The 25,618-nt window shown below is 36.2% G+C and carries 19 protein-coding genes; 15 read left to right on the top strand and 4 right to left on the bottom strand.

All coding sequences use genetic code 11. From position 1 onward, the window contains the following. The first annotated feature begins 13 nt into the window (after positions 1 to 13). From G6Q10_RS07655 to G6Q10_RS07590, 14 genes are all read left to right on the top strand, one after another. Entirely contained in the window at positions 14 to 454 is a 441-nt protein-coding gene (locus G6Q10_RS07655; protein WP_163654777.1) for a DUF4352 domain-containing protein, read from the top strand. Continuing rightward, entirely contained in the window at positions 427 to 1,722 is a 1,296-nt protein-coding gene (locus G6Q10_RS07650) for a glycosyltransferase family 4 protein (RefSeq protein ID WP_163654774.1), read from the top strand. The genes G6Q10_RS07655 and G6Q10_RS07650 overlap by 28 nt, the downstream gene beginning before the upstream one ends. After that, positions 1,719 to 3,038, top strand: coding sequence for a UDP-glucose dehydrogenase family protein (locus tag G6Q10_RS07645; RefSeq protein ID WP_163654773.1), 1,320 nt, complete (start codon positions 1,719 to 1,721; stop codon positions 3,036 to 3,038). Before G6Q10_RS07650 ends, G6Q10_RS07645 begins: the two co-directional genes overlap by 4 nt. Before the next feature lie 13 nt (positions 3,039 to 3,051). Then, positions 3,052 to 3,651, top strand: coding sequence for a sugar transferase (locus tag G6Q10_RS07640; protein ID WP_232057806.1), 600 nt, complete (start codon positions 3,052 to 3,054; stop codon positions 3,649 to 3,651). Next, positions 3,617 to 4,303, top strand: coding sequence for an acetyltransferase (locus G6Q10_RS07635; protein WP_163654771.1), 687 nt, complete (start codon positions 3,617 to 3,619; stop codon positions 4,301 to 4,303). The genes G6Q10_RS07640 and G6Q10_RS07635 overlap by 35 nt, the downstream gene beginning before the upstream one ends. 33 nt (positions 4,304 to 4,336) lie before the next feature. Beyond that, positions 4,337 to 5,866 carry a murein biosynthesis integral membrane protein MurJ gene (gene murJ / locus G6Q10_RS07630; RefSeq protein ID WP_163654769.1) on the top strand — a complete coding sequence of 510 codons (1,530 nt, stop codon included), beginning with the start codon at positions 4,337 to 4,339 and terminating at the stop codon, positions 5,864 to 5,866. Continuing rightward, entirely contained in the window at positions 5,863 to 7,104 is a 1,242-nt protein-coding gene (locus tag G6Q10_RS07625) for a glycosyltransferase (protein WP_163654767.1), read from the top strand. Before murJ ends, G6Q10_RS07625 begins: the two co-directional genes overlap by 4 nt. Then, positions 7,094 to 8,227: a glycosyltransferase family 4 protein gene (locus G6Q10_RS07620; protein WP_163654765.1), complete on the top strand. Its 1,134-nt coding sequence runs from the start codon at positions 7,094 to 7,096 to the stop codon at positions 8,225 to 8,227. Before G6Q10_RS07625 ends, G6Q10_RS07620 begins: the two co-directional genes overlap by 11 nt. A 23-nt stretch (positions 8,228 to 8,250) precedes the next feature. Then, positions 8,251 to 8,907, top strand: a complete 657-nt coding sequence (locus G6Q10_RS07615) for a YveK family protein (protein WP_232057805.1) — start codon at positions 8,251 to 8,253, stop codon at positions 8,905 to 8,907. A 12-nt stretch (positions 8,908 to 8,919) separates the two neighbouring features. Then, on the top strand, positions 8,920 to 9,591 hold the full coding sequence (locus G6Q10_RS07610) for a CpsD/CapB family tyrosine-protein kinase (protein ID WP_163654761.1): 672 nt from the start codon (positions 8,920 to 8,922) through the stop codon (positions 9,589 to 9,591). Then, positions 9,581 to 10,948 carry an O-antigen ligase family protein gene (locus G6Q10_RS07605; RefSeq protein ID WP_163654759.1) on the top strand — a complete coding sequence of 456 codons (1,368 nt, stop codon included), beginning with the start codon at positions 9,581 to 9,583 and terminating at the stop codon, positions 10,946 to 10,948. The genes G6Q10_RS07610 and G6Q10_RS07605 overlap by 11 nt, the downstream gene beginning before the upstream one ends. Next, positions 10,929 to 11,687: an accessory Sec system protein Asp2 gene (locus tag G6Q10_RS07600; protein WP_163654758.1), complete on the top strand. Its 759-nt coding sequence runs from the start codon at positions 10,929 to 10,931 to the stop codon at positions 11,685 to 11,687. The genes G6Q10_RS07605 and G6Q10_RS07600 overlap by 20 nt, the downstream gene beginning before the upstream one ends. Positions 11,688 to 11,693: 6 nt before the next feature. Then, entirely contained in the window at positions 11,694 to 12,458 is a 765-nt protein-coding gene (locus tag G6Q10_RS07595) for a DUF6270 domain-containing protein (protein WP_163654756.1), read from the top strand. Positions 12,459 to 13,044: 586 nt separating this feature from the next. Then, positions 13,045 to 18,639: an Ig-like domain-containing protein gene (locus tag G6Q10_RS07590; protein ID WP_163654754.1), complete on the top strand. Its 5,595-nt coding sequence runs from the start codon at positions 13,045 to 13,047 to the stop codon at positions 18,637 to 18,639. Positions 18,640 to 18,787: 148 nt separating this feature from the next. Here the strand turns inward: G6Q10_RS07590 and G6Q10_RS07585 are convergent, their stop codons facing one another. From G6Q10_RS07585 to G6Q10_RS07575, 3 genes are read right to left on the bottom strand one after another with little or no spacing between them, the layout of a single operon-like run. Continuing rightward, positions 18,788 to 20,887, bottom strand: a complete 2,100-nt coding sequence (locus tag G6Q10_RS07585; RefSeq protein WP_163654752.1) for a transglutaminase-like domain-containing protein — start codon at positions 20,885 to 20,887, stop codon at positions 18,788 to 18,790. Then, positions 20,884 to 22,005 (bottom strand): DUF58 domain-containing protein, encoded by a 1,122-nt coding sequence (locus G6Q10_RS07580; RefSeq protein ID WP_163654750.1) that lies wholly within the window; start codon positions 22,003 to 22,005, stop codon positions 20,884 to 20,886. The genes G6Q10_RS07585 and G6Q10_RS07580 overlap by 4 nt, the downstream gene beginning before the upstream one ends. Further along, positions 22,002 to 22,958, bottom strand: a complete 957-nt coding sequence (locus tag G6Q10_RS07575) for an AAA family ATPase (RefSeq protein ID WP_163654748.1) — start codon at positions 22,956 to 22,958, stop codon at positions 22,002 to 22,004. The genes G6Q10_RS07580 and G6Q10_RS07575 overlap by 4 nt, the downstream gene beginning before the upstream one ends. 168 nt (positions 22,959 to 23,126) lie before the next feature. On the opposite strand from G6Q10_RS07575, the gene rlmN reads away from it, so the two are divergent. Continuing rightward, positions 23,127 to 24,227 (top strand): dual-specificity RNA methyltransferase RlmN, encoded by a 1,101-nt coding sequence (gene rlmN / locus G6Q10_RS07570; protein ID WP_163654746.1) that lies wholly within the window; start codon positions 23,127 to 23,129, stop codon positions 24,225 to 24,227. Positions 24,228 to 24,283: 56 nt separating this feature from the next. Here rlmN and G6Q10_RS07565 read toward each other — a convergent pair whose 3' ends face one another. Then, positions 24,284 to 25,429 (bottom strand): glycerate kinase, encoded by a 1,146-nt coding sequence (locus G6Q10_RS07565; RefSeq protein WP_163654744.1) that lies wholly within the window; start codon positions 25,427 to 25,429, stop codon positions 24,284 to 24,286. Positions 25,430 to 25,618 lie beyond the last annotated feature (189 nt).

Here is a 25,618-nt window from a genome sequence, read left to right as displayed (position 1 = left end):
AGGAGCGAGTTAATTGAAGAAAATTTGTTATATAGTAAGTTTATTGATGTTGCTTTTTGGATTAACAGCATGTTCTGATAATGCTAAACCAAAAGAACAAAAATTAACGACGAAAAAAACAGCCTCATGGCAGATTACACCAACGAAGGTTGCTATACAAGATAGTGATCAAAAGAATAAAAAAAGATTAGTTGTTTCTTATAAAGTAAAAAACATTTCAAAAAAAGAACAAGGCATTGTGGCTGCTGATTTCTTTTTATCCGATAATGACGAACATTATTTTTATGCAGAAGGTAATCTAAAAAATATTAATGAAGTACTTAAACCAGGCGAAGAAAAAGAAGGAAAAGGCTATTACATCATTTCTGATAAGTTAAAAGAAGCTGAATTGATTTATAGTCCAATTAATTCGACGGAAAAAGCAGTATGGAAAAAAGTCAACATTCCCAATTAAGTAAAAGTAGCAAACCATTAAATATTTTATATCTGCATCAATATTTTGCAACATTGTCTTCTTCTACATCTGTTCGTAGTTTTATCTTTTCACAAAAATTAGTTGAATACGGGCATCATGTCACAGTTATCACAACAGATGCTTTCATGAAAAAAGAAGAGCCTTATAAAGTCGAGAATGGCGTTAAATATTACCAAATTGCCGGAGTGAATATTTTGGCAGTAGAAAGTAATTACAGCAATTTTCTGAATAAAAGAAAGCGGATTTCCGAATTTTTGAGATTTATGCGACAAGCTGAAGAAATTGGCAAAAAGTTAACGAACATTGATTTGATTTTTGCAACTTCGACACCGTTAACGATTGGAATTCCTGCTATGCGACTTAGTAAAAAGCTAAAAGCACCATTTATTTTTGAAGTGCGAGATTTATGGCCTGAAGCACCAATTCAAATGGGTTACATTCGGTCTAAGATCGTACAAAATTTCTTGCGTTATGTTGAAAAACGAATTTATAAAAAAGCAGCACATGTCATTTGCCTTTCGCCAGGAATGGCTAAAGGTGTCCATGAATGCGGGATTCCTACTAAAAAAACGTCTGTAATTCCTAATTTAGCAGACTTAGAACTTTTTACAGAAGCAAATATCAATCAGACATTAAAGCAAGAACTCATTTCCAAATGGGACCTTAAGGGAGAATTTGTGGTATCGCATATTGGAGCAATGGGAGAAGCGAATGGATTGCAATATTTACTTGATGCAGCAGAGATTTTGCAAAAATGCGATATTAATAATATTAAATTTTTAATTGTCGGTAATGGCAAGACAAAACCGCATTTAGAAGCGGTTAGTAAACAAAAAGGGCTTAAAAATGTAATTTTTAGTGACATGATTACGAAACGTGATGTGCCAACTTACGTGGATTTAGCAAATATTACGATAACTAGTTTTTTACCCAAGCCGATACTAGCTACAAATTCACCAAACAAATTTTTCGATGCATTAGCTGCTGGAAAGCCGATTATTGTCAATTCAAATGGCTGGACGAAAGATATTGTTGAAAAACATGAAATTGGTTATTACGTAGATTACAAATATCCTCAGCAACTAGCGGATAGATTAGTAAAATTAATGGGAGAAAAAGAACAATTACAAAGCTTACAAAGTAAAATTAAAGAGATTGCATATACAGAGTTTAGCGCAGAAACAGCAGCGAAAAATTTGCTTGCTATTATTGAACAAACTGCGGCTGAGGGAGGTAAGAAAGGTTGAATATCAGCATTGTTGGGACAGGATATGTTGGTTTGGTAACAGGCGTTGGCTTAGCAGAGATTGGACATCATGTTACATGTATTGATATTGACGAAGCAAAAGTTGAACAATTAAATAAAGGGAAATCACCGATCTATGAGCCAGGAATTGAAGAGCTAATTATAAAAAATAAAACAAATGGCAGGTTACGCTTTACAACTTCCTTTGAGGTGGGAGCAGAATGTGCTGAAGCCATTTATTTGGCTGTCGGAACACCAAGTGATGCGGCAGGAAAAATTGATATGCGTTATTTTAATCAAGCAGCAAGTGAAATTGCAGCAGCCATTAAGCAACCGACAATTATTGTTGTCAAAAGCACTGTGCCAGTTGGAACAAACCAAGACTTACAAAATTTGATGAACGAGAAAGCATCACATCAAGTGTCTGTAGTTTCTAATCCCGAGTTTTTACGTGAAGGTTGTGCGCTACATGATTTATTTAACGGCGATCGAATTGTTATTGGTTCAAGTGATGAAGCAGCAATTGAAGTTTTAAAAAGAATCAATAAACCATTTGATATTCCAATGGTGATTACAAACTTAGAAAGCGCAGAATTAATTAAATATGCTTCAAATGCATTTTTAGCAACTAAAATCAGTTTTATTAATGAAATGGCAAATCTATGTGAAAAAATTGGAGCCGATATTTTAGAAGTAAGTAAAGGTATGGGTATGGATCAAAGAATCGGAAATCGCTTCTTAAATGCAGGTATTGGTTATGGTGGTTCGTGTTTTCCAAAAGATACAAATGGATTGTTACAAATTGCTAACGAAGCAGGTTTAAGTTTTTCACTTTTACAGCAAGTTATCACAGTAAATAAGAACCAAAGAAAGCTATTCTTTGAAAAGCTTTTAGATAAAGTAGGAACATTAGCAGGGAAAAAAGTGGCTGTTTTAGGGATTGCATTTAAGCCAGATACAGATGACATCCGAGAAGCCCCTGCACTTAAAATGATTGCTGAGTTATTAAAGCATAATGCACAGGTTTCAGCTTATGATCCAATTATTTCAAAAAACAAAGCTGTATTTAATAGCGCTGTCAATAGTGCAGAGACAATTGAGGAAGCTTTGGAAGATGCAGATGCAGCTCTTATTTTAACAGAATGGAATGAAATAAAAAATATATCGTCTACTCAGTTTCTATTATCAATGAAACAACCAATCGTACTTGATGGAAGAAATTGTCTAAATCAAAAAGAAATGCTTGATGCAGGTGTTATTTATGAAGCAGTAGGTCGTAGTAATAAAACGAATAGAAAAGAGCTAGCTTTAAAATAGAGGAGTTGACAACGTGAAAAGACAAAACTTATGGTTTAAAACAACAGTAGATTATGTGATTTCACTGTTTATTATGTTGATCCTTTTGGTACCATTTTTAATTTTGAGTGTTTTTCTAGCTTGTTACTATCGTGGGAACCCATTTTATGTAGCAGAGCGTGCAGGGTTAAAGGGGAAAAAGTTTTATCAAATAAAATTTAAATCAATGTATGATACAGATGATAATACCGAAATGGGAGAGCAGAAAAGAGTCAGTCCGGTTGGCAAAGTGTTACGCGAATGGAGTATTGACGAAATTCCACAGCTTTTAAATGTTTTAAGGGGAGATATAAGCCTAGTGGGGCCAAGGCCACTAACTACAGAATATATACCTCTCTACAGTGATTTTGAGAAAAGAAGATTAGAAGTAAAGCCAGGTATCACTGGTCTTGCACAAGTTAATGGGCGAAATTCGATTGACTGGAAAGAAAAATTTAGCCTTGATGTTCAATATGTAGATCATTATTCAATCGCATTAGATATAAAAATCATTATTCAAACCATTAGTGTTGTATTAATGAGGAAGGGAGTTAATCAAGATGAAGTCTTTACAGCAAGGAGATATAAAGGTTAAGAATTTAGTAATTATTGGTTATGGGTCACAGGGAAGAATGTTGAAAAATGTTGTCGAACAATTTGATTTGGGTTATCGCTTTTTAGGCTTCCTTGATGATAAAGTACTCAAGCCTAAAACACTACACGATGGCTTTGAAGCTCCTTTAAGTTATAGTAGATTATTAGCGAATGAAGATGTTTATTTTATTTTGGCTATTGGAAATGTGGAAGCTCGTTTTGTTGTTGAAAAAAGATTAGGGATTCCAAGCAACCGCTACGCTACGATTGTACATCCACGTGCTTATGTTGACAAAACGGCAGAATTAGGTGCAGGTAGCTATGTTTCAGCTCATGCAACAGTGATGCACGGTACAAAAATTGGAAATCATACGACTCTTTTATCAAATAGCGTTGTTGAATATGAATCTACAATAAGCTCATTTGTTAATATTTCGCCAAATGCAACGCTTTGTGGGAATGTGCGTATACAAGATCGTACTTTTATTGGCGCAGGAGCTACGATTATTCAAGGGCTTTCTGTAGGGGGAAATAGTATCGTTGGCGCAGGTGCAACGGTGATAAAAGATGTGCCAAGTTATAGTTTAGCTATCGGTGTACCCGCGACTTGTCATTCTAGGAAAAAAGGACATTCTTTCATTCAGTCTTTATAATAAAAGAATTTAAAATAGGAGATAGTGGTTACTTTGCTAAATAAAAAAATAACAGGTGTTTTTTCAGCGGTTCTTATTTTTACTGTTTTAACGCAGACGATGTCAATATTAAGAACAACTTTACTAGCTAAATACTTTGGAACGTCAAGTATGATGGATGCTTTTAACCTAGCTAATTTAATTATGATTGCTATTGTAAATATTGGTGGAGCTTCGATTCCAGTTGTTATCATCCCTTTTTTAGCAAAAATAAAAGAAAATCGTGATGAAGATAAAAAGGAAGCTTTAAATTCATATGTTATCACGATTATGATGGTAAGCTTGACAGTCCTGTTAATTACTTATTCTCTAGGATTTATTAGTATGAATTATTTTCATTGGAAAGAAAATCATTTGTTTTACTATATGACTTATTTATTAACCTTTATTATGGGGATTGGCCAAATTTTTCGAATGTATTCATGGCTTCAAACTTCTTATTTAGAGTTTCAAGGCAGATTTATATGGGTGAAATTTGCTGGATTAGTAGCCATTGTACTAAATTATTTATTTATTTTATTTCGCGCACCCGAACTTACAATATATCAAGTAGCGATTTCTGTTAGCTGTTCATTTTTAATCGAAAGTTTACTGCTTGTATGGGGAAATCGTAAATGGGATTATAAATTTAAATTTAAATTCAACTTTCGTTCAACAGAATATCGAAATTTATTAAAATTAACACTACCTTCAATTGTTGGTGCTTCAATTTATCAGTTAACCATCTTAGTACCAAGCACTTTAGGTAGCTACTTTGGAGTAGGTTATGTATCAACCATGACTTACGCTAACCAAATTATGAGTATTTTCCAAATGCTGATTATCACGAATTTGTTATCAATGATCTATCCAAACCTTAGTCGAAGCTTTGCATTATCGCTTCAAACAGGGAAGGAAAAGTTCGTTCAATATATAAAATTATTTAATTTAATTGTTATTCCTGTTGTCGTAGGATTGATTGTTTTAGGACATGAAATCATTGCTATCCTTTTTGAAAGAGGTAGTTTTGGAAGTGAGTCAAGTGCACGCGTTTTCGAATTTTTATTTTTTCTTGCACTAGCGCTTCCGTTTACTGTATTTAAAGAAATGGTGTTTCGCATATTTTATAGCATTAAAGATACCGTTACTCCGGTTAAAATTGGTGTCATAAGTGTCGTTTTTCAAATTTCATTTTTGTTTTTAGGCGCGTTCAAATTGGGCGTTATCTCATTGATGGTTTCACCACTTATTACGGCTATGTTTTCTGCTACTTTGGCTGCCTTTTCATTGTACAAGAAAGTTTCTTTCCGGCAAGAACTTTGGCAAATTACAAAGTCTCAAGCCAAAATAATTGGGAATGCTTTAATTATGGGGGGAGTCATTTATTTGTTTAAAACGTTTTTTACACTTCCACTAATTCTTGATATAATAACTTGTACTGTCTTAGGGATGGTAAGTTATGCAGCACTTATATTTTTAACGGATTATCGCACGATTAAACAATTTTTAAAGAAAAATCACGAGGAAAAAGGGAGATTGATGTGAAAGTATTATTTTTTATTTCTAGTTTTCCAAAACTATCTGAAACGTTTATATTAAATCAAATCACAGGTTTGATTGATCAAGGTGTAGACGTTGAAATTTTAGCCTGGGAAAAGGCACGAAATACGGAAAATCATGCTCGAGTGGAAAGCTATCAATTGCTTGAAAAAACGACTTTTCTTCAAATTCCAAAGAACAAATCTTTTAGAATGTTCAAAGCGATATTTATTTTTATAAAACTCTTTTTTCAAAATCGAAAGCTAGCGTTTGAAACGCTAAAATATAAAAAATATGGTCAAATGGCATCGTCACTCCGACTGCTTTATAGCGCTTCTTATTTTTTAAAAAGAAAACAAGTGGATGCGGTTATTGTTCATTATGGACCGAATGGCAATATTGCTAATTTTTATAAGAAGGAAGGTCTTCTTAAAGAACGGACAATGGTGTTCTTTCATGGACAAGATATCACTTCATTTGTAAAAAAGTGGGGAAATCAGATTTATCGTGATCTATTACAAAGCGATATTCTTCTTCTACCAGTAAGTCATTATTTTGAAGAAAAGCTGCTTGAGATAGGAGCTAATCCGAGTCATGTATCTTTACACCGAATGGGTGTTGATACTAAGGAATTTAGTTATATTTCACAAGCGCCTTTCCAGCATGAAGATGGCTTGAGATTTTTAACAATTGGGAGACTTGTTGAGAAAAAAGGCATCGAAACAGCCATTTATACAATGAGTTTATTAAGAGAAAGGACAAATAGACCGATTCACTTAGATATTTTAGGGAATGGAGAGTTATATGATCATTTTCAAAGTTTAATCCAAGTATTGGGTTTAGAAAAAATGGTTACATTGCATGGCTTTAAAACACAGCTAGAAGTTAATCAAGCTATAGAAAAAGCGGATATTTTACTACAACTAAGTCAAACTGCAGAAAATGGAGATATGGAAGGAATTCCAATGGTTCTAATGGAGGCTATGTCACGAGGGAAATTAGTCATTTCAACTTATCATAGTGGAATTCCAGAATTAATTGATTCTTATAAGAACGGCTTTTTAGTTCCTGAAAAGAATCCTGTGCAAGTCGTTGAAATTGTAGATACAGTCATCAAAAATAATTTAGATTTAAAACAAATTTCTCTCTCTGCAAGGGATAAAATACAAACTGATTTTGACTTAGACAAATGGAACAAGTGCCTATTAAAACGATGTAAAGGAATGGATGTACTTGAAAAGTAGAAATAAAAAATCCGTTTTCATGTGTAGCTCTGTACACGTATGGTCTGATGCTCGGATTTACTTTAAAGAAGCGAAATCATTAGCAAGCGAAGGTTATCATGTTGAATTTTATGCTTTAGATCATCATCAAGAGCATGAAGACGTTGAAAATATAACGATGCACTTTTTGCCATCATTAAGCAGGTTAAAAAGGCATCAACATATGAAAACCCTTTTTCGCGCTTTTAAAAATTCACAAGCTGCCTATTTTCACTTCCATGACCCAGAACTACTTTTTTTAGCAAAAAAAATAAAAAAGACGTATGGTCAAAATGTGAAAGTGATCTATGATATGCACGAGCATTTACCGGCTGCTATTTTAACAAAACAATGGATTCCAAAACCATTTCGCGTTTTTATGTCAAAATGGGTGGAACGAATAGAAAAAAAGTATATGTCATATGTAGATGCTGTTATTTTTGCAGAACTTTCTTATAAAGAAAACTATCGTGAACTAACGCATCTAGAGAAAATTGATGTCTTAAATTATCCGATTGCACCTGTTAGACAAACGATTGAAAAAGAGGAGATTTTTACACTCATTTATGTTGGTGTACTAACCGAGCAACGAGGATTAATGAATATGTTGGAGCTAGCATTAGAGCTCAAAAATAGAGGTTTAGAAGCGTTTCAATTAAAGCTTATTGGCCCACTTTTTATGGATAGAGCAAAAATGGATGATTTTATTGCGCGCCATGAGCTGAAAAACGATATTATTTGGATGGATAGAATGAAATATAAAGATATTTGGGCGCATTATTTTAAAGCGCATGTCGGTCTTTGTTTGCTTCATCCAACACCAAATAATACAAATTCACATTCAACTAAATTGTTTGAATATATGGCAGCAGGAATTCCTATTTTAGCCTCAGATTTTCCTGGATTCCAAAAAATATTAAATGAAACAAAATGTGGCCAAACAGTTAATCCATTTGACTACAAAAAGGCGGCAGATATAATCTTAAAGATGTACAATGAACCAAATAAAATGCAGGAAATGGGAGAAAACGGTTATGTGGCCAGTAAAGAGCTTTATAGCTGGGATAACGAAGCAAACAAACTGTTCTCTTTATATAAAAATTAACGTAAAGGATGTAAGGTGTGAGAATGAAATCTTTAACATGTAGTGATATTTTTCAAACATTGAAGAAGAATTTAATATGGGTTCTTTTAATTATCATGATAGCTCAAGTTAGTGTATGGTTTTATCAGTCTTTTATTCATGTTAAGGAGTACAGATCTGAAATGTCTCTTCTTGTGAACGTGGAGCAGAAAAACGATACTGCAAATTTGCAAGAAGGTACCAGAAATAACATTCAATTGATTACTACTTTTTCCTCTGTGTTAAAAAGCAGTAAAATTACTGATTTAGTTAGTGCAAAAACAAAGGACAGTCAAAAAGGAAAACCATTAGCAAAAAATTTAACGATCAGTTCAGACCAAAATTCATTAGTTTTTCGTATCAGTTATACTGACTCAAGTAAAGAACGTGTAGATCGTATTAGTCAAGGTTATTTAGCTGTTGTTGAAAAAGAAATGCCTAAGCTTTTTAAGGGAAGTACAGTTGTTGCCCTTGAAAAACCTGAAACACATCTAATAAAACAAGGTTACATCATGAATTTAATAGCATTCTTTGTTAGTTTGATTTTGGCTGCTGTTTTAATTTTAGTTTTAACAATTATGGATTATACGATTAAAACGAAAGAACAAATTATCAAGTTAGGTGTTACCTGCTTAGGTGATATACCATTAATAAGAGAGTAAGGAGAAATTTAAATGAAACGGAAAAATAAAACTTCTTTGATTGATATGTCACTGAATCGCATTGCTCAAGAAAAATTCTCAACGGTTCAAGCTAATATTGAATTTATGCATAAAAAGGACCATTCTATTCGTACCTTTGCAATTACTTCTGCAAATAAAGGTGAAGGAAAAACATTTTTTAGTAATAATTTTTCTAGAACATATGCGCAGTTTAAACATAAAGTTTTAATGATCGATACTGATTTTTATGCACCTAGTTTAACCGACCAACATAATCTTAGACATCATGCAGGACTTTCAAATATATTGATTGGCTCTGCAACGATAAAAGATACGATTGTGAATCTAGCACCAAATTTAGATATCATTCCGATTGGAGCGATTCCTCCTAATCCGCTTGAATTGCTTCAAGTACATGGGCTTCAAGATACGATCAAAGAGGTTTTCACGCTTGGTTATGATTATCTTATATTCGATTGCCCGCCGATTAATTTGTTTGTAGATGCTCGAATTGTCGCTTCCAATTGCGATCTAGGGATTCTTGTTGTAAATAGCAATAAAACAAAAGAAGAAGAGTTATTAAATTCTAAAACACTAATGGAGAGTTCTGGTGTTCGTTCGTTTGGGGCAGTATTAAATAATGTAAAATATGACCAAAAGAAATACGATTACTATGGCTATTAAGAAATTTAATATCATCGCGCTCTTTATTTGTTTTACAATTTTAACAGCGATTTATCCATTGGCAATTATTCCATGTCTCGCATTGGCGGGGGTTTGGCTGATGTCTGGTGTTGCTCTAACTAAAATCAATCATTTTTTGTTTTATGGTATTATCATTGCAGCATTTTTTGGTTCCTATTTGTCAATACCAGCGTTGCCTAATATTTTCCTTTTTCGAATCTTGCTCTTTTTACATTTTATTTTATTTCTTTTTGAGAAAAAAGATTGGCAACGATTCCGGAATTTAAAAATGCCCTTTATTTGTTTTGCTTGTTGGGTACTGTACTCTCTTGTAACACTTATTTGGAGTCAAGATATAAGTTTGAGTCTTCGTGCCATCTATTTTCAATTTGAAAGTTTTTATTTGATCATCCTTGTTGTTTATTATATTCGTTCTTTTTCCGATTTGGAAAAACTATTTAAAGTTATTTTGCCGATTTTTATTTTGGCGGTGCTTGTTGGTTGTTATGAAACGATAACAGGAAGCCATCTGTTTTATTCTACTGGGGTAACATTGGGAAACTGGGATCATCGGCCAACCGGTTTTTTATTTAATACAAATGATTATAGTTCATTTCTTTCGATGTATTTTCCAATTGCGATTTATTTTCTTTTAAAGAAAATAAACTTTTTAAGAGTTGGCTTAAGTCTTTTATGTGGTGGCGTTGTATTTTATCTTGTCATTGCTACGGAATCAAGGACAGGCCTCGTTGCTTTTGCGGTTGTTACATTGATCATTATTGTAAAATCATTTCATAAGGTGATCGTTGGCTTTGTGTTTTTTATCTTATCTTGCTTTATAGGGATTTACGCTCTTCTTGCTCCTTATACGACAAATATTGATTTAGCTTATTTTACGGAGAAAGAAGCATCAACTGACCAACGCGTTTTAATCTATGAAACTTTGCTTAATCTTATAAAAGAAAACCATTTTCTCGGTGTGGGTATGGGTGTTGTACCTAAGTATATTTTTACACAATTATATGGCACAGTAAACATTCCAGCTAATATGCAACAGACAATGGGTGCCCATAATTTCTTTTTAGCCAACTTGGCAGATGTTGGAATAATTGGGGTTTGTTTTTTTCTCTTGTTCTTTTTATGGCTTAGCTATCAGTCTATCAAGACCTTTTTCAAGAAAAAAGCATTGGTTTATTCCATCCCTTTAAGTGTCATCATTACTTTCTTAACGGTTTCTGTTGGAAGTAGTAGTATATTTGAAATGCGCGTTGTATGGATAGGGCTAGGAATAGCACTTGTTATTATTCAGTTATATTTAAAAGAAAGGAATAGTGAAAATGAAAAAAAAGTTGGTTAACCTGTGCTTTAAGCTAATCAGCAAAAAAGAGCACGGTGAACGAGGTGTCTCGCTTCAATATCTGTTTAAAAAGAAAAAAGCACATGATCGCTTAATTGTCATTTTCAGTGCTTTCCCAAGACCAGGTATGCCAGCGACTTACAATTATCTTAAAACGACGCAGTCATTAAATGCGGACAAACTATTTATTCTTGATAAATTTGGGTACAATCAAGTAGGCGGTTATTACTTGTTTCATTTTGGTGCAAAAAGCCCAGAAGATATGGTGACTAGCTTAATTCAAAAGATCGTAAAACGAAAGAAGTATAAAGAAGTTATTTTTATTGGAACAAGCAAAGGGGGATATGCTGCGATGTATTATGGCTTGAAGTTGAAAGCAGATGCCGTCATTGCCGGGGCTCCTCAGTATTTATTAGGTAACTATTTGACAGATATTCCTGAAAAAAGAAAAACATTACTAGGAATGACAGGTGGGAATCATGAATTTTCTGTCCCTTATTTAAATCGTTTAATAAAAGATAGAATCTTAAACAAAGAATCACAGCAAACAAAATTTTATCTCCACTATTCAACTGTAGAACATACGTATGATGAGCATATTTCTTTCTTATTAGAAGATCTAAAGAAAAATGGTTATCAAGTATTTGAAGATAAAAGAGACTATGAAAAGCATCAAGAAGTAGCAATTTATTTTCCACCATATTTAAAAGAGACTTTACAAAATCTATTGAGGAAGTGAGAAATTTTGGTTCAAAAAATTGGTGTTCTTGGAACTTGTTTTAGCAGAAACTTTTTAAGCTCTGATCCCTATTTTAATCCTGAGTATAAAGAAGATTTTTCCGTTTCATTTACACAGTTTCATTCATCCATTATTGCGCTTATGACAAAGCCATTTTCTCTCGATATTTCTAGTTACGATGATATTCCAGATACAAAGAAAAAATTTGTTCAAACTGATTTTGAGAAAACGTTTTTTAAAGAGCTTAAAAAAGAAAAGATTGATTATTTATTGATTGATTTATATACAGATGCATTAAAGAGTGTAGGTTTTATTGAATCAGATGTAGCTGTCACGATTTCCCCTATCATTGAGCAAAGCCAGATTAGGAATGACCTTCCCTTTAAAAATATGTTAACGCATGATGATCCACTTGTTTTTCAACAACGATTTAAAGAAGCATTGGAGGCTTTTAAAACAAAGGTTTTGCCGTATATTGAAGAGGAAAGGATTATTTTAAATCAAGGGCAGCTCACAACTCGTTACTTTGATGAAACGAGAAAAATCATTGCGTACTCAAACCTTGATAAATTGGCTCAATATAATGATGATTGGCGTATTTTAGATCGTCTCTTTCTACAGGTGTTTCCGAATGCTAAAACGATTGATATGCTAAGTGAACCATACATTGGTGATGCTCTTTACCCCTTTGGTCATTCTGTAGCGCATTATGAGTCAAAATATTATAAACGCTTATACGAAAAATTCAAAGAGTTAACAGTGGAGAAATAGAGGTGAACCTTGAGGGCGAATTTGAAAAGCGAAAAAGAATTAAAATGATTTTATTTTCTGTTTGAGAAAGTAAAATTTTTTTATTTTAGTTGCCAGTCTGTTTCCAATTATGAATAGTGATCGATACTCTTTTCGATGGGCCTGTGACATAAACAAAATAAAGCGGCGACAAGTGCTTGCAGTTCGTTTGCCAGACTTCCGGTTCTTACGTATAAGTCGTATGATCTGTTTCCGGATTCTGGCAAATCTTTTAAATGAAAACGTTTTCTATCAGCTTGTTGTGTTTGAAATATATTACCTGGGCTAATTTTTTAAATCATATGAGTTTCAAATTCATCAAAAGAAGTTTTAAATTGACCACAGTTTTTTAATAGTTAACAATAAATCAGAATTGAATACTAGAACAGTTTTTATATAAAAAATCATTGATAATGGAAACTTTTAACAATTTTCCATTTAATTTTCACAAACTATCTACATACTTGTGTAAAAAAATTTATTATTATTTATAAAGAAACTAAAGAGGGAGGAGAAATTTTATACAAAAAGTTTTGTTGTTATCATATAGGAGCGAGGGGAAATAGAAGTGAAGAAAAGTTTTATAGTAATTTTAACATTAATGATGTTAAGCATGACGCTCATGCAACCTTTATCAGCATTTGCAAAGGTTTCTGCTTCAGGAACATGGGATCAATACACTGTCGATCAACGTGGAGGGCAAAGTCAAGTGTTTACAGTAAGTGGGCTTACTCCTGGGCAAAGCTACACAATAAAAGCTGATATGGTGATCCATTCAGTTACTGCAACACCTTTAACTGCAGTTGGAAATGTAGCTGTAATACCTTCTATCGTCGTTAATGATTATATCAGAAGTGGGCTTGAATCCCTAGTTTACTTACCAGTTAATGGTATGGGAACACAAGTCTATGATCGAGAGATGACAGTGACATCACCAGCTTTTACAGCAACGACAACGACAGCTAAAGTTTATGGATATGGAGCTGTAGAGGGAATCGTATCAAGTAATAATAAAGCCGCAGCAGCAGTATTGAGAATAGGAAACATAAGAGCAGTAAAAGCAGGTGATAGTGATGGAGGCAATTCAGAAATTACAGCGAGACCAGTAGTAAATCCTGTAACTGAAATTGACAAAACTGTAACTGGTACTGCAGAACCTAATGCTCAAATTATGATAGGGACCAGAGATTCCTTGGATAGATTTCTAGCACTTGGGTCAAGTCATGCAAATTCAGCTGGTCAATTTACAGTAAGTATACCGGCACAGAAAAAAGGGATAATTTTATATACAAGCGCGCAGGCACCTAATAAGTTATCAAGCGGAGAAACGGCTGTAGTGGTTGGTAATGCACCTGTTACAGCTACACCAACGATTAATAACATAACTGATACAGACACACAAATTACAGGAACCGCCGCCCCAAATAGTACAGTCATCGCTAAAGTAAACAGTCAAGTCATCGGAACAGGGAGTGCGAATAGTAGCGGAATTTACTCGATTGCAATTGCTAAACAATCCGCTGGAACTGTAGTTAGTGTCACAGCGAAAGAAGGATCTAAACAAGAAAGTGCAGCAGTAACAACAACCGTTATCGCAAACAAAACAGCGACACCGAAAGTAGATCCAGTCAAAGATACCGATAGCGAAATAACAGGAACCGCTGTCCCAAATAGTACAATAACGGCTAAAGTAGGTAGCCAAGTTATAGGAACCGGCAGTGCAAATGGTAGTGGAAATTATTCAATTACGATTATGAAACAACCAGCTGGAACTGTAGTTAGTATCACAGCAAAAGAGGGATCTAAGCAAGAAAGTACAGCAGTAACGACAACGGTTATCGCAAATAAAACGGCTATACCAAAAGTGGACCCAATCAAAGATACTGATAGCGAGGTAACAGGAACCGCTACCCCAAATAGTACAGTAACGGCTAAAGTAGGTAGTCAAGTTATAGGAATTGGCACTGCAAACGGAAGTGGCAACTATACCATCACCATCACAAAACAATCTGCTGGAACTGTGGTTAGTGTCACAGCAAAAGAAGGGTCTAAGCAAGAAAGTGCAGCAGTAACAACAACGGTTATCGCAAACAAAACAGCGACACCGAAAGTGAACACAGTCAAAGATACCGATAGCGAATTAAGCGGAACGGCTGCACCCTATAGCACAATCACTGCTAAAGTAGGTAGCCAAGTCATTGGAACTGGCAGTGCAAATGGTAGTGGTATTTACACCATTACGATCACGAAACAATCTGCTGGAACTGTAGTTAGTGTTACAGCGAAAGAAGGGTCTAAGCAAGAAAGTGCAGCAGTAACGACAACGGTTATCGCAAACAAAACGGCGACACCAAAAGTGGACCCAGTCAAAGATACTGATAGCGAATTAAGCGGAACCGCCGCCCCTTATAGTATCATCACAGCGAAAGTAGGCGGCCAAGTTATAGGAACCGGCAGTGCAAATGGCAGTGGAAATTATTCAATTACGATTACGAAACAATCTGCCGGCGCCGTGGTTAGCGTCACAGCGAAAGAAGGAGCCAAACAAGAAAGTATCGCTGTTACCACAACAGTTCTTTCAAACAAAACAGCGGCACCAACTGTAAACCCCGTTAATACTGTAGATACAACCATTAGCGGTACTGCAGAACCTTATAGCCAAATTCTTGTAAAAGCAGGAGGTACCGTTATTGCTTCCGGTCAAGCTAACAGTAGCGGGAATTATCTACTGACTCTAACTGCTATGCAAACGGCTGGAACTGAATTAAGTGTTACTGCTAAAAATGGAAGCAAACAAGAAAGTACCGCAACAATAACCATTGTACAAGCAGCAGGAAAAACAAATACACCGACTGTAAATACAGTGACCGATGCCGATGTATTGATCACAGGGACAGCTACGCCTAATAGTATAGTAAGCATCAAAATAAGTGGCCAAGTGATTAAAACAGGCGTTGCCGATAGTAATGGAAGTTATGCTATTGGCATTCCAAGTCAACCAGCAAGTACAGTCATTAGTGTAACCGCAAAAGCGAGCGGGAAAGAGGAAAGTGCTTCTGTGACCACAACGGTTATCGCAAGCAAAACATCAGCACCAACAATAAACACAGTCAAAGATACCGATAGCGAATTAAGCGGAACCGCTGCCCCGTACAGCACGATCACAGCGAAAGTAGCAGGTGAAATCATCGGAACCGGTAGCACAAACGGAAGCGGGATCTACACAATCACTATCACCAAACAAAGCGCCGGCACCGTAATTAGTGTCACAGCCAAAGAAGAAAACAAACAAGAAAGTGCGGCCGCCACCACAACGGTTGTTTCGAACAAAACGGCGACACCAAAAGTAAATCCCGTCAAAGACACCGACAGTGAGTTAAGCGGAACCGCCGCCCCGTACAGCACGATCACAGCGAAAGTAGCAGGTGAAATCATCGGCACCGGTAGCGCAAACGGAAGCGGGATCTACACGATCACCATCACCAAACAAAGCGCCGGCACCGTAATTAGTGTCACAGCCAAAGAAGAAAACAAACAAAAAAGTGCGGCCGCCACCACAACGGTTGTTTCGAACAAAACGGCGACACCAAAAGTAAATCCCGTCAAAGACACCGACAGTGAGTTAAACGGAACCGCCACCCCATACAGCACGATCACAGCAAAAGTAGCAGGCCAAGTCATTGGAACCGGCAGCGCAAACGGAAGCGGGATCTATACGATCACCATCACCAAACAAACCGCTGGCACCGTAATCCATGTCACAGCCAAAGAAGGCTCTAAACAAGAGAGTGCGGCCGCCACCACCACCGTAAAAGCTGTCCTAGATTATAGCTTAACCGTACCAAAAAGTTACGCAATGGGCACAAAAACCATTACTGGAACTTATGGCAAAGGCCTAGCGTATATTCGTTTATTCATAAATGGCAAAGTCGTAACCCAAGCCACAACAGACAGTCAAGGCAACTACACCATCAACAATGCAGACAAATATATCACTAAAAACACAGATCAAGTTGACATCGTAGGTGTTGACCAACGCTACGTAGAACAAACAAGAAAAGCCGTCCCTGTCACAGGCGAAATCGATTATAGCTTAACCGTACCAACAAATTATCAAATCGGAACCAAAACCATTACTGGAACTTACGGTAAAGGCCTAGCGTATATTCGCTTATTCGTAAATGGCAAAGTCGTAACCCAAGCTACAACAGACAGTCAAGGCAACTACACCGTCAACAATGCAGACAAATATATCACTAAAAATGCAGACCAAGTCGACATCGTCGGCGTTGACCAACGCTACGTAGAACAGGCAAGAAAAGCCATCCCTGTCACAGGTGAAATCGATTATAGCTTAACCGTACCAACAAGCTATCAAACCGGAACCAAAACCATTACCGGAACTCACGGGAAAGACTTAGCGTATATCCGCTTATTTGTGAACGGCAAAGTCGAAGCCCAAGCGATCACAGACGGTCAAGGCCGTTACACCTTTAACAATGTAGACAAATATGTAACGCGTGGAACAGATAAAATCGAAATCGTTGGTGTCGATAAACGCTACGTAGAGCACGCAAGAAAAATCGTCCCAACCACCGGCGGTGATTTACAAGATGATCATTTAACCGTTGATTCTTATCGTTTAGGAAGTGCACAACTGACCGGAACGTATGGCAGTCACTTGGCGTATATCCGCTTATTTGTGAATGGCAAAGTTGAAGCCCAAGCGATCACAGACGGCCAAGGGAATTACACCTTTAACAAAGCATCTGCTTTCATCCGCTCTCATTTGGATCAAGTCGAGGTCGTTGGTGTGGATAGCATGTACAAAGAATACGCACGAATCAATGTGCCATTATCAGGAAGCTTAGACAACACCTTAACAGCCAAACCCTTCATGATTACAGAGAATACACTAAGTGGAACGCACGGCACAAATATCGCTTACGTTCGCTTGATCATAAACGGTAAAACAGAAGCCCAAGCGATCTTAGATGACCAAGGCAACTATACATTCACCAATATGAAAAAATATGATCTTCAAAGCACAGACAAAGTCGACGTCGTGGGTGTCGATGCACGTTATGTCGAACAAAACCGCATCGCCATTTCCCTACTCGGCAACTATGATTACAGCTTAAAAGCAGATTCCTATAACTTCAAGGATCCAATCCTGACAGGCACCTATGGACAAGATATCGCTTATGTTCGTCTAGTCGTTAATGGAACGATCCAACAACAAGCGACACTGGATCCAACCACACATACGTATAAATTTACTAGCGTTGAGGTCACACCTACTGACAAAGTCGAAATCATTGGCGTTGACAAAAAATACAGAGAGCAAAATCGTATCTATGTCCCAGTGACAGGAAATTATGATTATAGTTTAGCAACCAATGGCTATGTTATAAAAACAGCAACTCTAACAGGGACAGCTGGAGCAGATGTTAAATATGTCACATTGAAGATTAATGGCATTGGCGTCGCAGAAACGAGTGTCACAGCGAATGGAACATTTGCCTTCGCGAACATGAACAGCTATGAAATCCAACCCAATGATGTCGTTCAATTAGTCTCTCAAGATCGCACAAAACAAAATCAAGTGACCATCCATGTCCCTATCACAGGAAACTATAATTATAGCCTAACTGCTTCTCCATATCTGTTAGGTGACGCTACCATAGTCGGGACTTTTGGCGCGGATGTAGCCAAAGTTATCTTAAAAGTCAACGGCACCATCGTAGCCGAAGGCGTGAAAGGAACCGCTTCAGCGTATACCATTTCGAATGCCAATCAGTGGATAACCAGTCTAACCGACCAAGCAGAAGTTGTCGCACTGAACAGTAAAGGAAAAGAAGTAGCACATGCCGCAGTAGCGATCGATAAGGTAAGAGATTACAAACTTGATATCACAAGCGGCCCTTATACAGTAGGCAGCTGGTCTTATGTACATGGAAACATGGGCGCAGACATCCAATACGTTCGTTTGTATCAAAACGGTATCCCCGTACGTACAGGGAAAATCAACCCAGATGGCACCTATGATATCTATGTCACAGAAACAATTACCGCAGCAAATTGGCAAGACACATTTGAAATCGTTGGCTTAGATAGTCAACTTAAAGTTGTCAATAGAGTCAATGTCATTGTGCAAAAATAATCAAAATTTGTAGAACATAACAGAAAATATGTATCGTATCAATGCACGTGTTCTAACTAAAAAAGTATAAGATGAGATGTCCAAATTTGATTGGTTCTCGCATTAAAAGCCGAAAAAGAAACCTTCTTTTTCGGCTTTTAATTTGATTTTAATTTCTCCTTTTACGCTTCAAGATTAATAACATAGCATGAAAATCATGACGATAGGTTTCAAACGGAACAGATACTTTACCGTAGACCAGATCTTCATATCGAGCTGTAAGTTTTGTCATTCGATTTGTCTGGTAATATTGATCGACATGTTTAGCGTAATTTGTCAATGTTTCCACTTTTTTTCTTTTTAAGTAACCTTTTTCAAGTAGACTTAACAAGCTTAAATAGGCTGTATCAAAAGTAGTTTTCGGATTATTTAATTGCTTTTTAAAAAGAAAAAGTTTAATGCGTTGTCCAAAAAGAATCACAAGCAACAAAAAGAGCGCAAATAGAATCACAGGGACCCATAGCCAAGTCGAGAAACGAAGCGTTAATTGACCAGCTTTTTTTTCAGCTGATTTGTTTTCTTTAGGTTGTTGTTTAGCTTTATTTGAAGAGCTATTTTTTTTAGCAGAAGCCGAATTTTTATTTGTCGAATCATTTGTACGCTTAGCTGGCACAGTATTCATAAAGCGTTCCGGATTGGCAAACGTGGTTGTTGGTTCAAAGGGAACCCAGCCTGTTCCTGGAAAGTAGACTTCTGGCCATGAATGAGCATTGTTATTTGCCACTCGGTAAATTGTTTTACCATCATTTGTTGTTAATTTGCTTCCAGTAGTAAACCCTTTTGCCCAACGAGCGGGTATATCAACAGAGCGAAGCAAGATAACCATTGATGTAGAAAAATCATTACAATAACCTACTTTTGTTTCAAATAAAAATTGGTCAACATAATCTGCATTTGGTAAAGTTTTTTTAGCATTTTTTATGCTGTAAGTGAATTTTCCGCTCAAACTTAAATAATTTTCAATGGCTTTTGTGGCATCATAAGTTGTTTTGGCATTTTTTGTGATTTCAGCAGCTAAATTTCGAACACGCTTTGGCAATTCGCGCGGTAGTTGCGTATACTGTGTTAAAAATGAGGTGCTTAAATTGTTATAGTTAGCTTGCTTCATTTTATCAATATCATAGATGGGTTCATTTAGAAGTAACGTATAGTGTTTAATGGGCTTTTTCAATGTGAATTTTTCGGTGTCAGAATAAAAATGAAACGCTTGTTGTGCTGTATTAAATTGTTGCGTTCCATATGGATAAACAAGATAGTTATTGGAGTTAGCGAAAGTAATGTCAACTTGTTCTGTTTTAGACTGTGCATTTTCGTTTAGTTTAAGTGGAAGCTTATCATTTGTTTTGAAAACTTGAGCTTTCTGGTTTTGTGAAGTTCGCCAACCCTTACCCGTATAAAAAGCTTTTTCTTCAACACGGTAATAATGAGCATGGTCACTTTTAACTCGGAAAACCTCACGATCATCATTTTTTAAAGAACCGCCGAGTTGTGAATCATCTTCGCTATAGCCAACTGTTTGCCCAGTATAGAGCCCCTTAATAAAAGGCAAGGAATTAGCAAAAAATGGCGTTTGTTTTGGTAGAATGAGCGCAATGAGTAAAATGAACATTAACGTCATGACAACAAAAAGATGATACCATGCTGAGCTTTTTGAATACAACGTTTTAAGGCGCATTGCTAAGGAAAAATGCAAAATGAGAAAGCCAACAATGATGGTACAAATAAGTGAGGAAGTTCCATTATATGCTGTAAATGTATGAACGATGATCACATAAATAATAGTCAGTACAAGGAGACTCGTCATAGGTCTCTTTTTTAAAATACTGTAAGCGATAATGTAATTTAACAACCAAAGCGCAACGAAAAAGATAAGTGTGACAAAAATCATGCCCATTTTGCTTGCGTCAAAAGAAATAAAATGAACGAAACCACTCTTTATCGCCTGAATAAAAAAGTTAATAAACCCCGGGGAAAGTGGTTTTCCGTGGTAAAAATAAATACCGCTTAAAAGATAGAGCATGAACACATTAAGAGGAAGCGTGACATAAAAGCGCAAACCAATAAAATAAGCAGCAAGAGAAATCATAACGTAGATAATAACAAATCGTGCTTCTTTTAGATCTGTTAAGTAAACAAACGGATAAATCCATTCTGCAACCAAAAGAACGCTTAGAAGATATAAAATAAATGAGTAAACTTTTTGTTTCATTTATTTTCACCTCCATTTAGCAAGTCAAAAGCAGCTTTTTCTAAAACGATGACATTTGGAAGTAATTGCTTTTGCTTATCAAAACAAACGATACTTAAATTTAAATGGTTTATAATTTTGCTAGAAAAAGGACGGATTTCTGGTGTGAAAATCATGATTTGCGTATTTATTTTCGAAATTTTCGCTGTCATTTGCTCTATTTTATTTTGGCTAAAAGGTTCAATTTCAGAAAAGATTTTCGCTGTTTTATGAAAAGGCTGTTGCATCAAAGAAAAACTAATTTCTTGATTCGCGCGAGTAAAAAGAATGACATCGATCGCTTTCTTTTGCTCACTCATTTTACGTATAAATGAATAGGCTGCCCGTAGAGTATGCTCAAATAACGGATGCTCTACACCATAGAAAATCATCGTCATTTTAACCTCTGGGCTCTTTTCATATTCACGTGACATCATTTGGCCAGTTTTGGCAGTTGTTTTCCAATCCACTGAAGATAAGTGATCACTCGGAATAAATTCGCGTAACCCATGGAAATTACCCACTTCTTGTGTATGTAAAATTTGTTTGTGGTGTTTAGCAGCGCGATCTAATTTTTCAAGAATGCCTGGGTAATAACGCGGATAAATTGTAAGCGACTCTTTGTGATCTAAGGCGAACCTACGTTCAAGTAAAGCAAATGGATCACTTGTTTTTATTTGTAGTGGAGGGAACTTGTGAACGCCCCTTTTAAGACGAAAATTCCCTAATTCTACAATCATTTCTTTCTTTAAAAACGGATAGCTAACTTGTATCAACGGCGCTTTTTTCCCTAAAGAAGAGGGAAGCACTTGTTCAAATGCTAAGTAACCAACTGGATAGTAAAACCTCCGCGAAATATGTAACTCCACTGAAAGCAAGTCGCCATCTTGCAAACTTTTTTTTGAAAAATGACGCTCAATTTTCCAAAATTTAAGTCGAAAGAAACAACCTAAAATAACGAATAACAAAACAAAACTAAAAAAATAAGCTAAAAACCAACTAGCAGAATCACCTTGAAAAAGCGCATAAGCAAGGAGCAGCCATTCAATTAAAACGAGCAGGCTAAAACGCAATATAAAAGAAAGGCGTTTTTTAATCATTCTTGCTCCCTCTGTTCAATCGGTACCGGAACCAATTGTATTATTTCTGCGACCAAGCTTTCTGCTGTTTTTTGCTGATATAGTGCTTCTGCTGATAGGATTAAACGATGGCAAAACACAAAAGGTAATAAGTACTGAATGTCATCTGGCAGGACATAATTTCGGCCTGAGATAAGCGCAAAACTTTGGGCAGCATGCAGTATACTAAGTGTTCCTCGTGGGCTAATTCCTAATACAATATCTGGATGATTTCGTGTGGCTTCGACTAATGCAACAATATAATTTTTCACTTCATCACTTACTAACACTTTTCGACTTTGTGTTTTTAGATGAACGAGCTCGCTTAATGAAACGGCTGGTTGGAGATTTTCGAGTCGATTAATCGGCTCTGTCCCCTTTAATAAGGCGAGTTCTTCTTGTCGTGTTGGATAGCCCATTTTTATCTTTAATAAAAAACGATCAAGTTGGGCTTCTGGGAGAGGATAAGTGCCTTCATATTCAATTGGATTTTGCGTAGCCATAACGAAAAATGGATCGGCAAGTTGTCTCGTTATCCCATCTGTTGTGATGCTTTGTTCAGCCATGCCTTCTAAGAGCGCGGCTTGGGTTCGAGGTGTTGTACGGTTAAGCTCATCGGCTAAAATAATATTTCCGATAATTGGGCCAGGACGGAATTCAAACATGCGCGTACCAGGGTTAAAGATCGAAACACCAATGACATCAGCAGGTAACATATCTGGTGTAAATTGGATTCGTTTAAAGGTGGCATCAATGCTTTTAGCAAGGGTTCGTACAAGCATCGTTTTTCCAACACCTGGCACATCTTCAATAAGAACATGTCCTGATGCAAGCAACGCTGTTAAGCTAAGTTTAGCTATATGACGTTTGCCAACGATTACTGTCTCTATTGTATCTAAAATCTTTTCTATTTGTAAAAATGGTTGTTCAGACAAGAAAGTGCCTCCATTTCATAATAAATTTCACTACTTTATGCTACTATACTATATGTTTGATGTAAAAGGATTGCTTTTAAAGATTTAATTGAGAAACTTAAGTTGCGGTAAACGAGGAAAACGTTTAAAATAGATATGATTTAAATAAATGATGAAAGAGGCAAGAAAATGGAGAAAATATCCATTTATGGATTAACGCTCGAAAAATTAATTGCTTGGTTTGAAGCGAATAATGAAAAGAAATTTCGCGCTATGCAGGTGTGGGATTGGCTTTATAGAAAACGTGTAACTGAATTTTCACAGATGACGAATTTATCAAAAGATACAATCGAACTTTTAAATGAGCACTTTATTCTGAGTAGCTTGGAAGAGCAACTTACACAAGAAGCAGCTGATGGTACGACAAAATATTTATTCAAATTAGAAGATGGAAATTTAATCGAAACCGTTTTGATGAAACACGAGTATGGGCTATCTGTTTGTGTAACAACACAAGTAGGCTGTAATATTGGTTGTACATTTTGTGCAAGTGGCCTTTTAAAAAAACAACGCGATCTCACAGCTGGAGAAATTGTCGCACAAATTATGAGCGTTCAGCGCTATTTAGACAAAAGACAGCAAGAAGAGCGTGTTAGCCATGTTGTTGTCATGGGAATAGGGGAGCCTTTTGATAATTATGATCAAGTGCTTGGTTTCTTGCGGATCATAAATCACGATAAAGGTCTTGCAATCGGTGCACGTCATATTACTGTATCCACTAGTGGTATCGCTCCACGGATTATTGACTTTGCTAACGAAGATTTTCAAGTGAACCTAGCTATTTCGCTCCACGCGCCGAATGATGAACTTAGAACGAATATCATGCGTATTAACCGGACGTATCCACTTGAAAAATTAATGGCAGCCATTCGTTACTATGTAGAAAAAACAAATCGCCGTGTTACTTTTGAATATATTATGTTACGTGATGTAAACGATCATAAAAAAGAAGCACTAGAATTAGTCAATCTATTGAAAGGACAGCGGCATTTAGCTTATGTCAATTTAATTCCTTATAATCCTGTTGATGAGCATATTGAGTATCAACGTAGCAAGCAAGAAGACGTTCTCGCTTTTTACGATGTGCTAAAGAAAAACGGAATAAACTGTGTTATTCGCCGTGAACACGGGACAGATATTGATGCTGCATGTGGTCAATTGCGTAGTAAGCAAGTAAAGAAGATAGGCATTCGCGAACGTATGCGCAAAAAAACGCAAGAAAAAAAATAGTTAATTTAAAAGACCTTTAAAAAATTAGGGATGATAACTAATTTTTTAAAGGCCTTTTATTTTGTCGTGATTTTTAGCAGCCGAGCAATATTTTCACTTGTGCATTCAATATTTTTTTCAGCGGTTTGGAGCGCCTCTTCTAAAGAAAGTGCACGAGGAGTGATACTAAAAATAGCTTGAATCCCTTCTTTATAAAGCATTTCATAACCAGGGCTTATTGCACCAGCTAAAGCAATGACAGGGACATTTGCTTTTTTCGCTGTTTTAGCAACACCATAAGCGGTTTTGCCATATCGTGTTTGTTCGTCGATATGTCCTTCACCTGTAAAACAGTAATCCGCATTTTGGAGATGTTGCTTAAGATGATTAAAATGGATAACAAGATCGATGCCATTTTCGATTTTAGCATTCGTAAAAGCGAGCAATCCTGCGCCCAAACCGCCAGCTGCACCAGAGCCAGGAATATGACTTACGTCGATATTCAACTGTGCTTGAATTTTCGCTGCATAGTGCTTTAAGCCACGATCTAATTGAAGGATCATTTGTTTTGTAGCCCCTTTTTGTGGACCAAATATATAAGAAGCACCATTTTCGCCATAAAGTGGATTTGTGACATCTGAGGCGACAAGCACGTCAACTTGTTGCAATCTGGACGGAAGGGCACTTGGGTCTATAGAATCAATTTCTTGTAGCAGCTTACCATTCATTTTTTTTAGTAACTGATGATTTTTGTCAAAAAACTTAACACCAAGCGCTTCGGCCATTCCACTGCCCCCATCATTTGTTGCACTTCCTCCAATGGCAATAATAATTTTGTCTATGGGTTGCTTTAATGCAGCTAAAATTAGCTCACCAGTACCAAAAGTAGTTGTAAGTAGAGGATTTCTTTTTTCTTTAGCAAGGAGTGTCAGCCCACTTGCTTCGGCCATTTCAATGATAGCGGTTGAGCCATCACCAAGGATACCATAACAAGCACTTACTTTTTCACCAAGTGGCCCTGTAACCTCTTGTTTAACCCATTTTCCATTCGTAGCATGAACAAGTGCCTTTGTGGTTCCTTCACCACCATCTGCCATTGGTAATTCGACAATCTCAGCATTTGGAAAAACGCGTTCAATACCAGTTTTCATTGCGTGACAAACTTTATCAGAAGCTAAACTTTCTTTAAACGAATCAGGCGCAAGAACAAATTTTGGCTTCATGGCAAAGCCTCCTTTTGTTAATTAATTCTTTTATTATAATGTAGAATTTCACATAAAACTAGTGCCAAGCTTTATTTTTAAAAATACTATTTGACAGAAATAGCTTAACGCGTTATCATATGTCTGTTGCATTTAAATAACTCCCAAAAATTACGCTTTTGAAAGTAAAATTGGAGAGACTATTTTTTA

This window comes from Listeria sp. PSOL-1 (assembly GCF_902806445.1).
Taxonomy (GTDB): domain Bacteria; phylum Bacillota; class Bacilli; order Lactobacillales; family Listeriaceae; genus Listeria.
The sequence above is the reverse complement of the archived record's forward strand: the minus strand, read 5'-3'. Positions and strand labels throughout refer to the sequence as shown.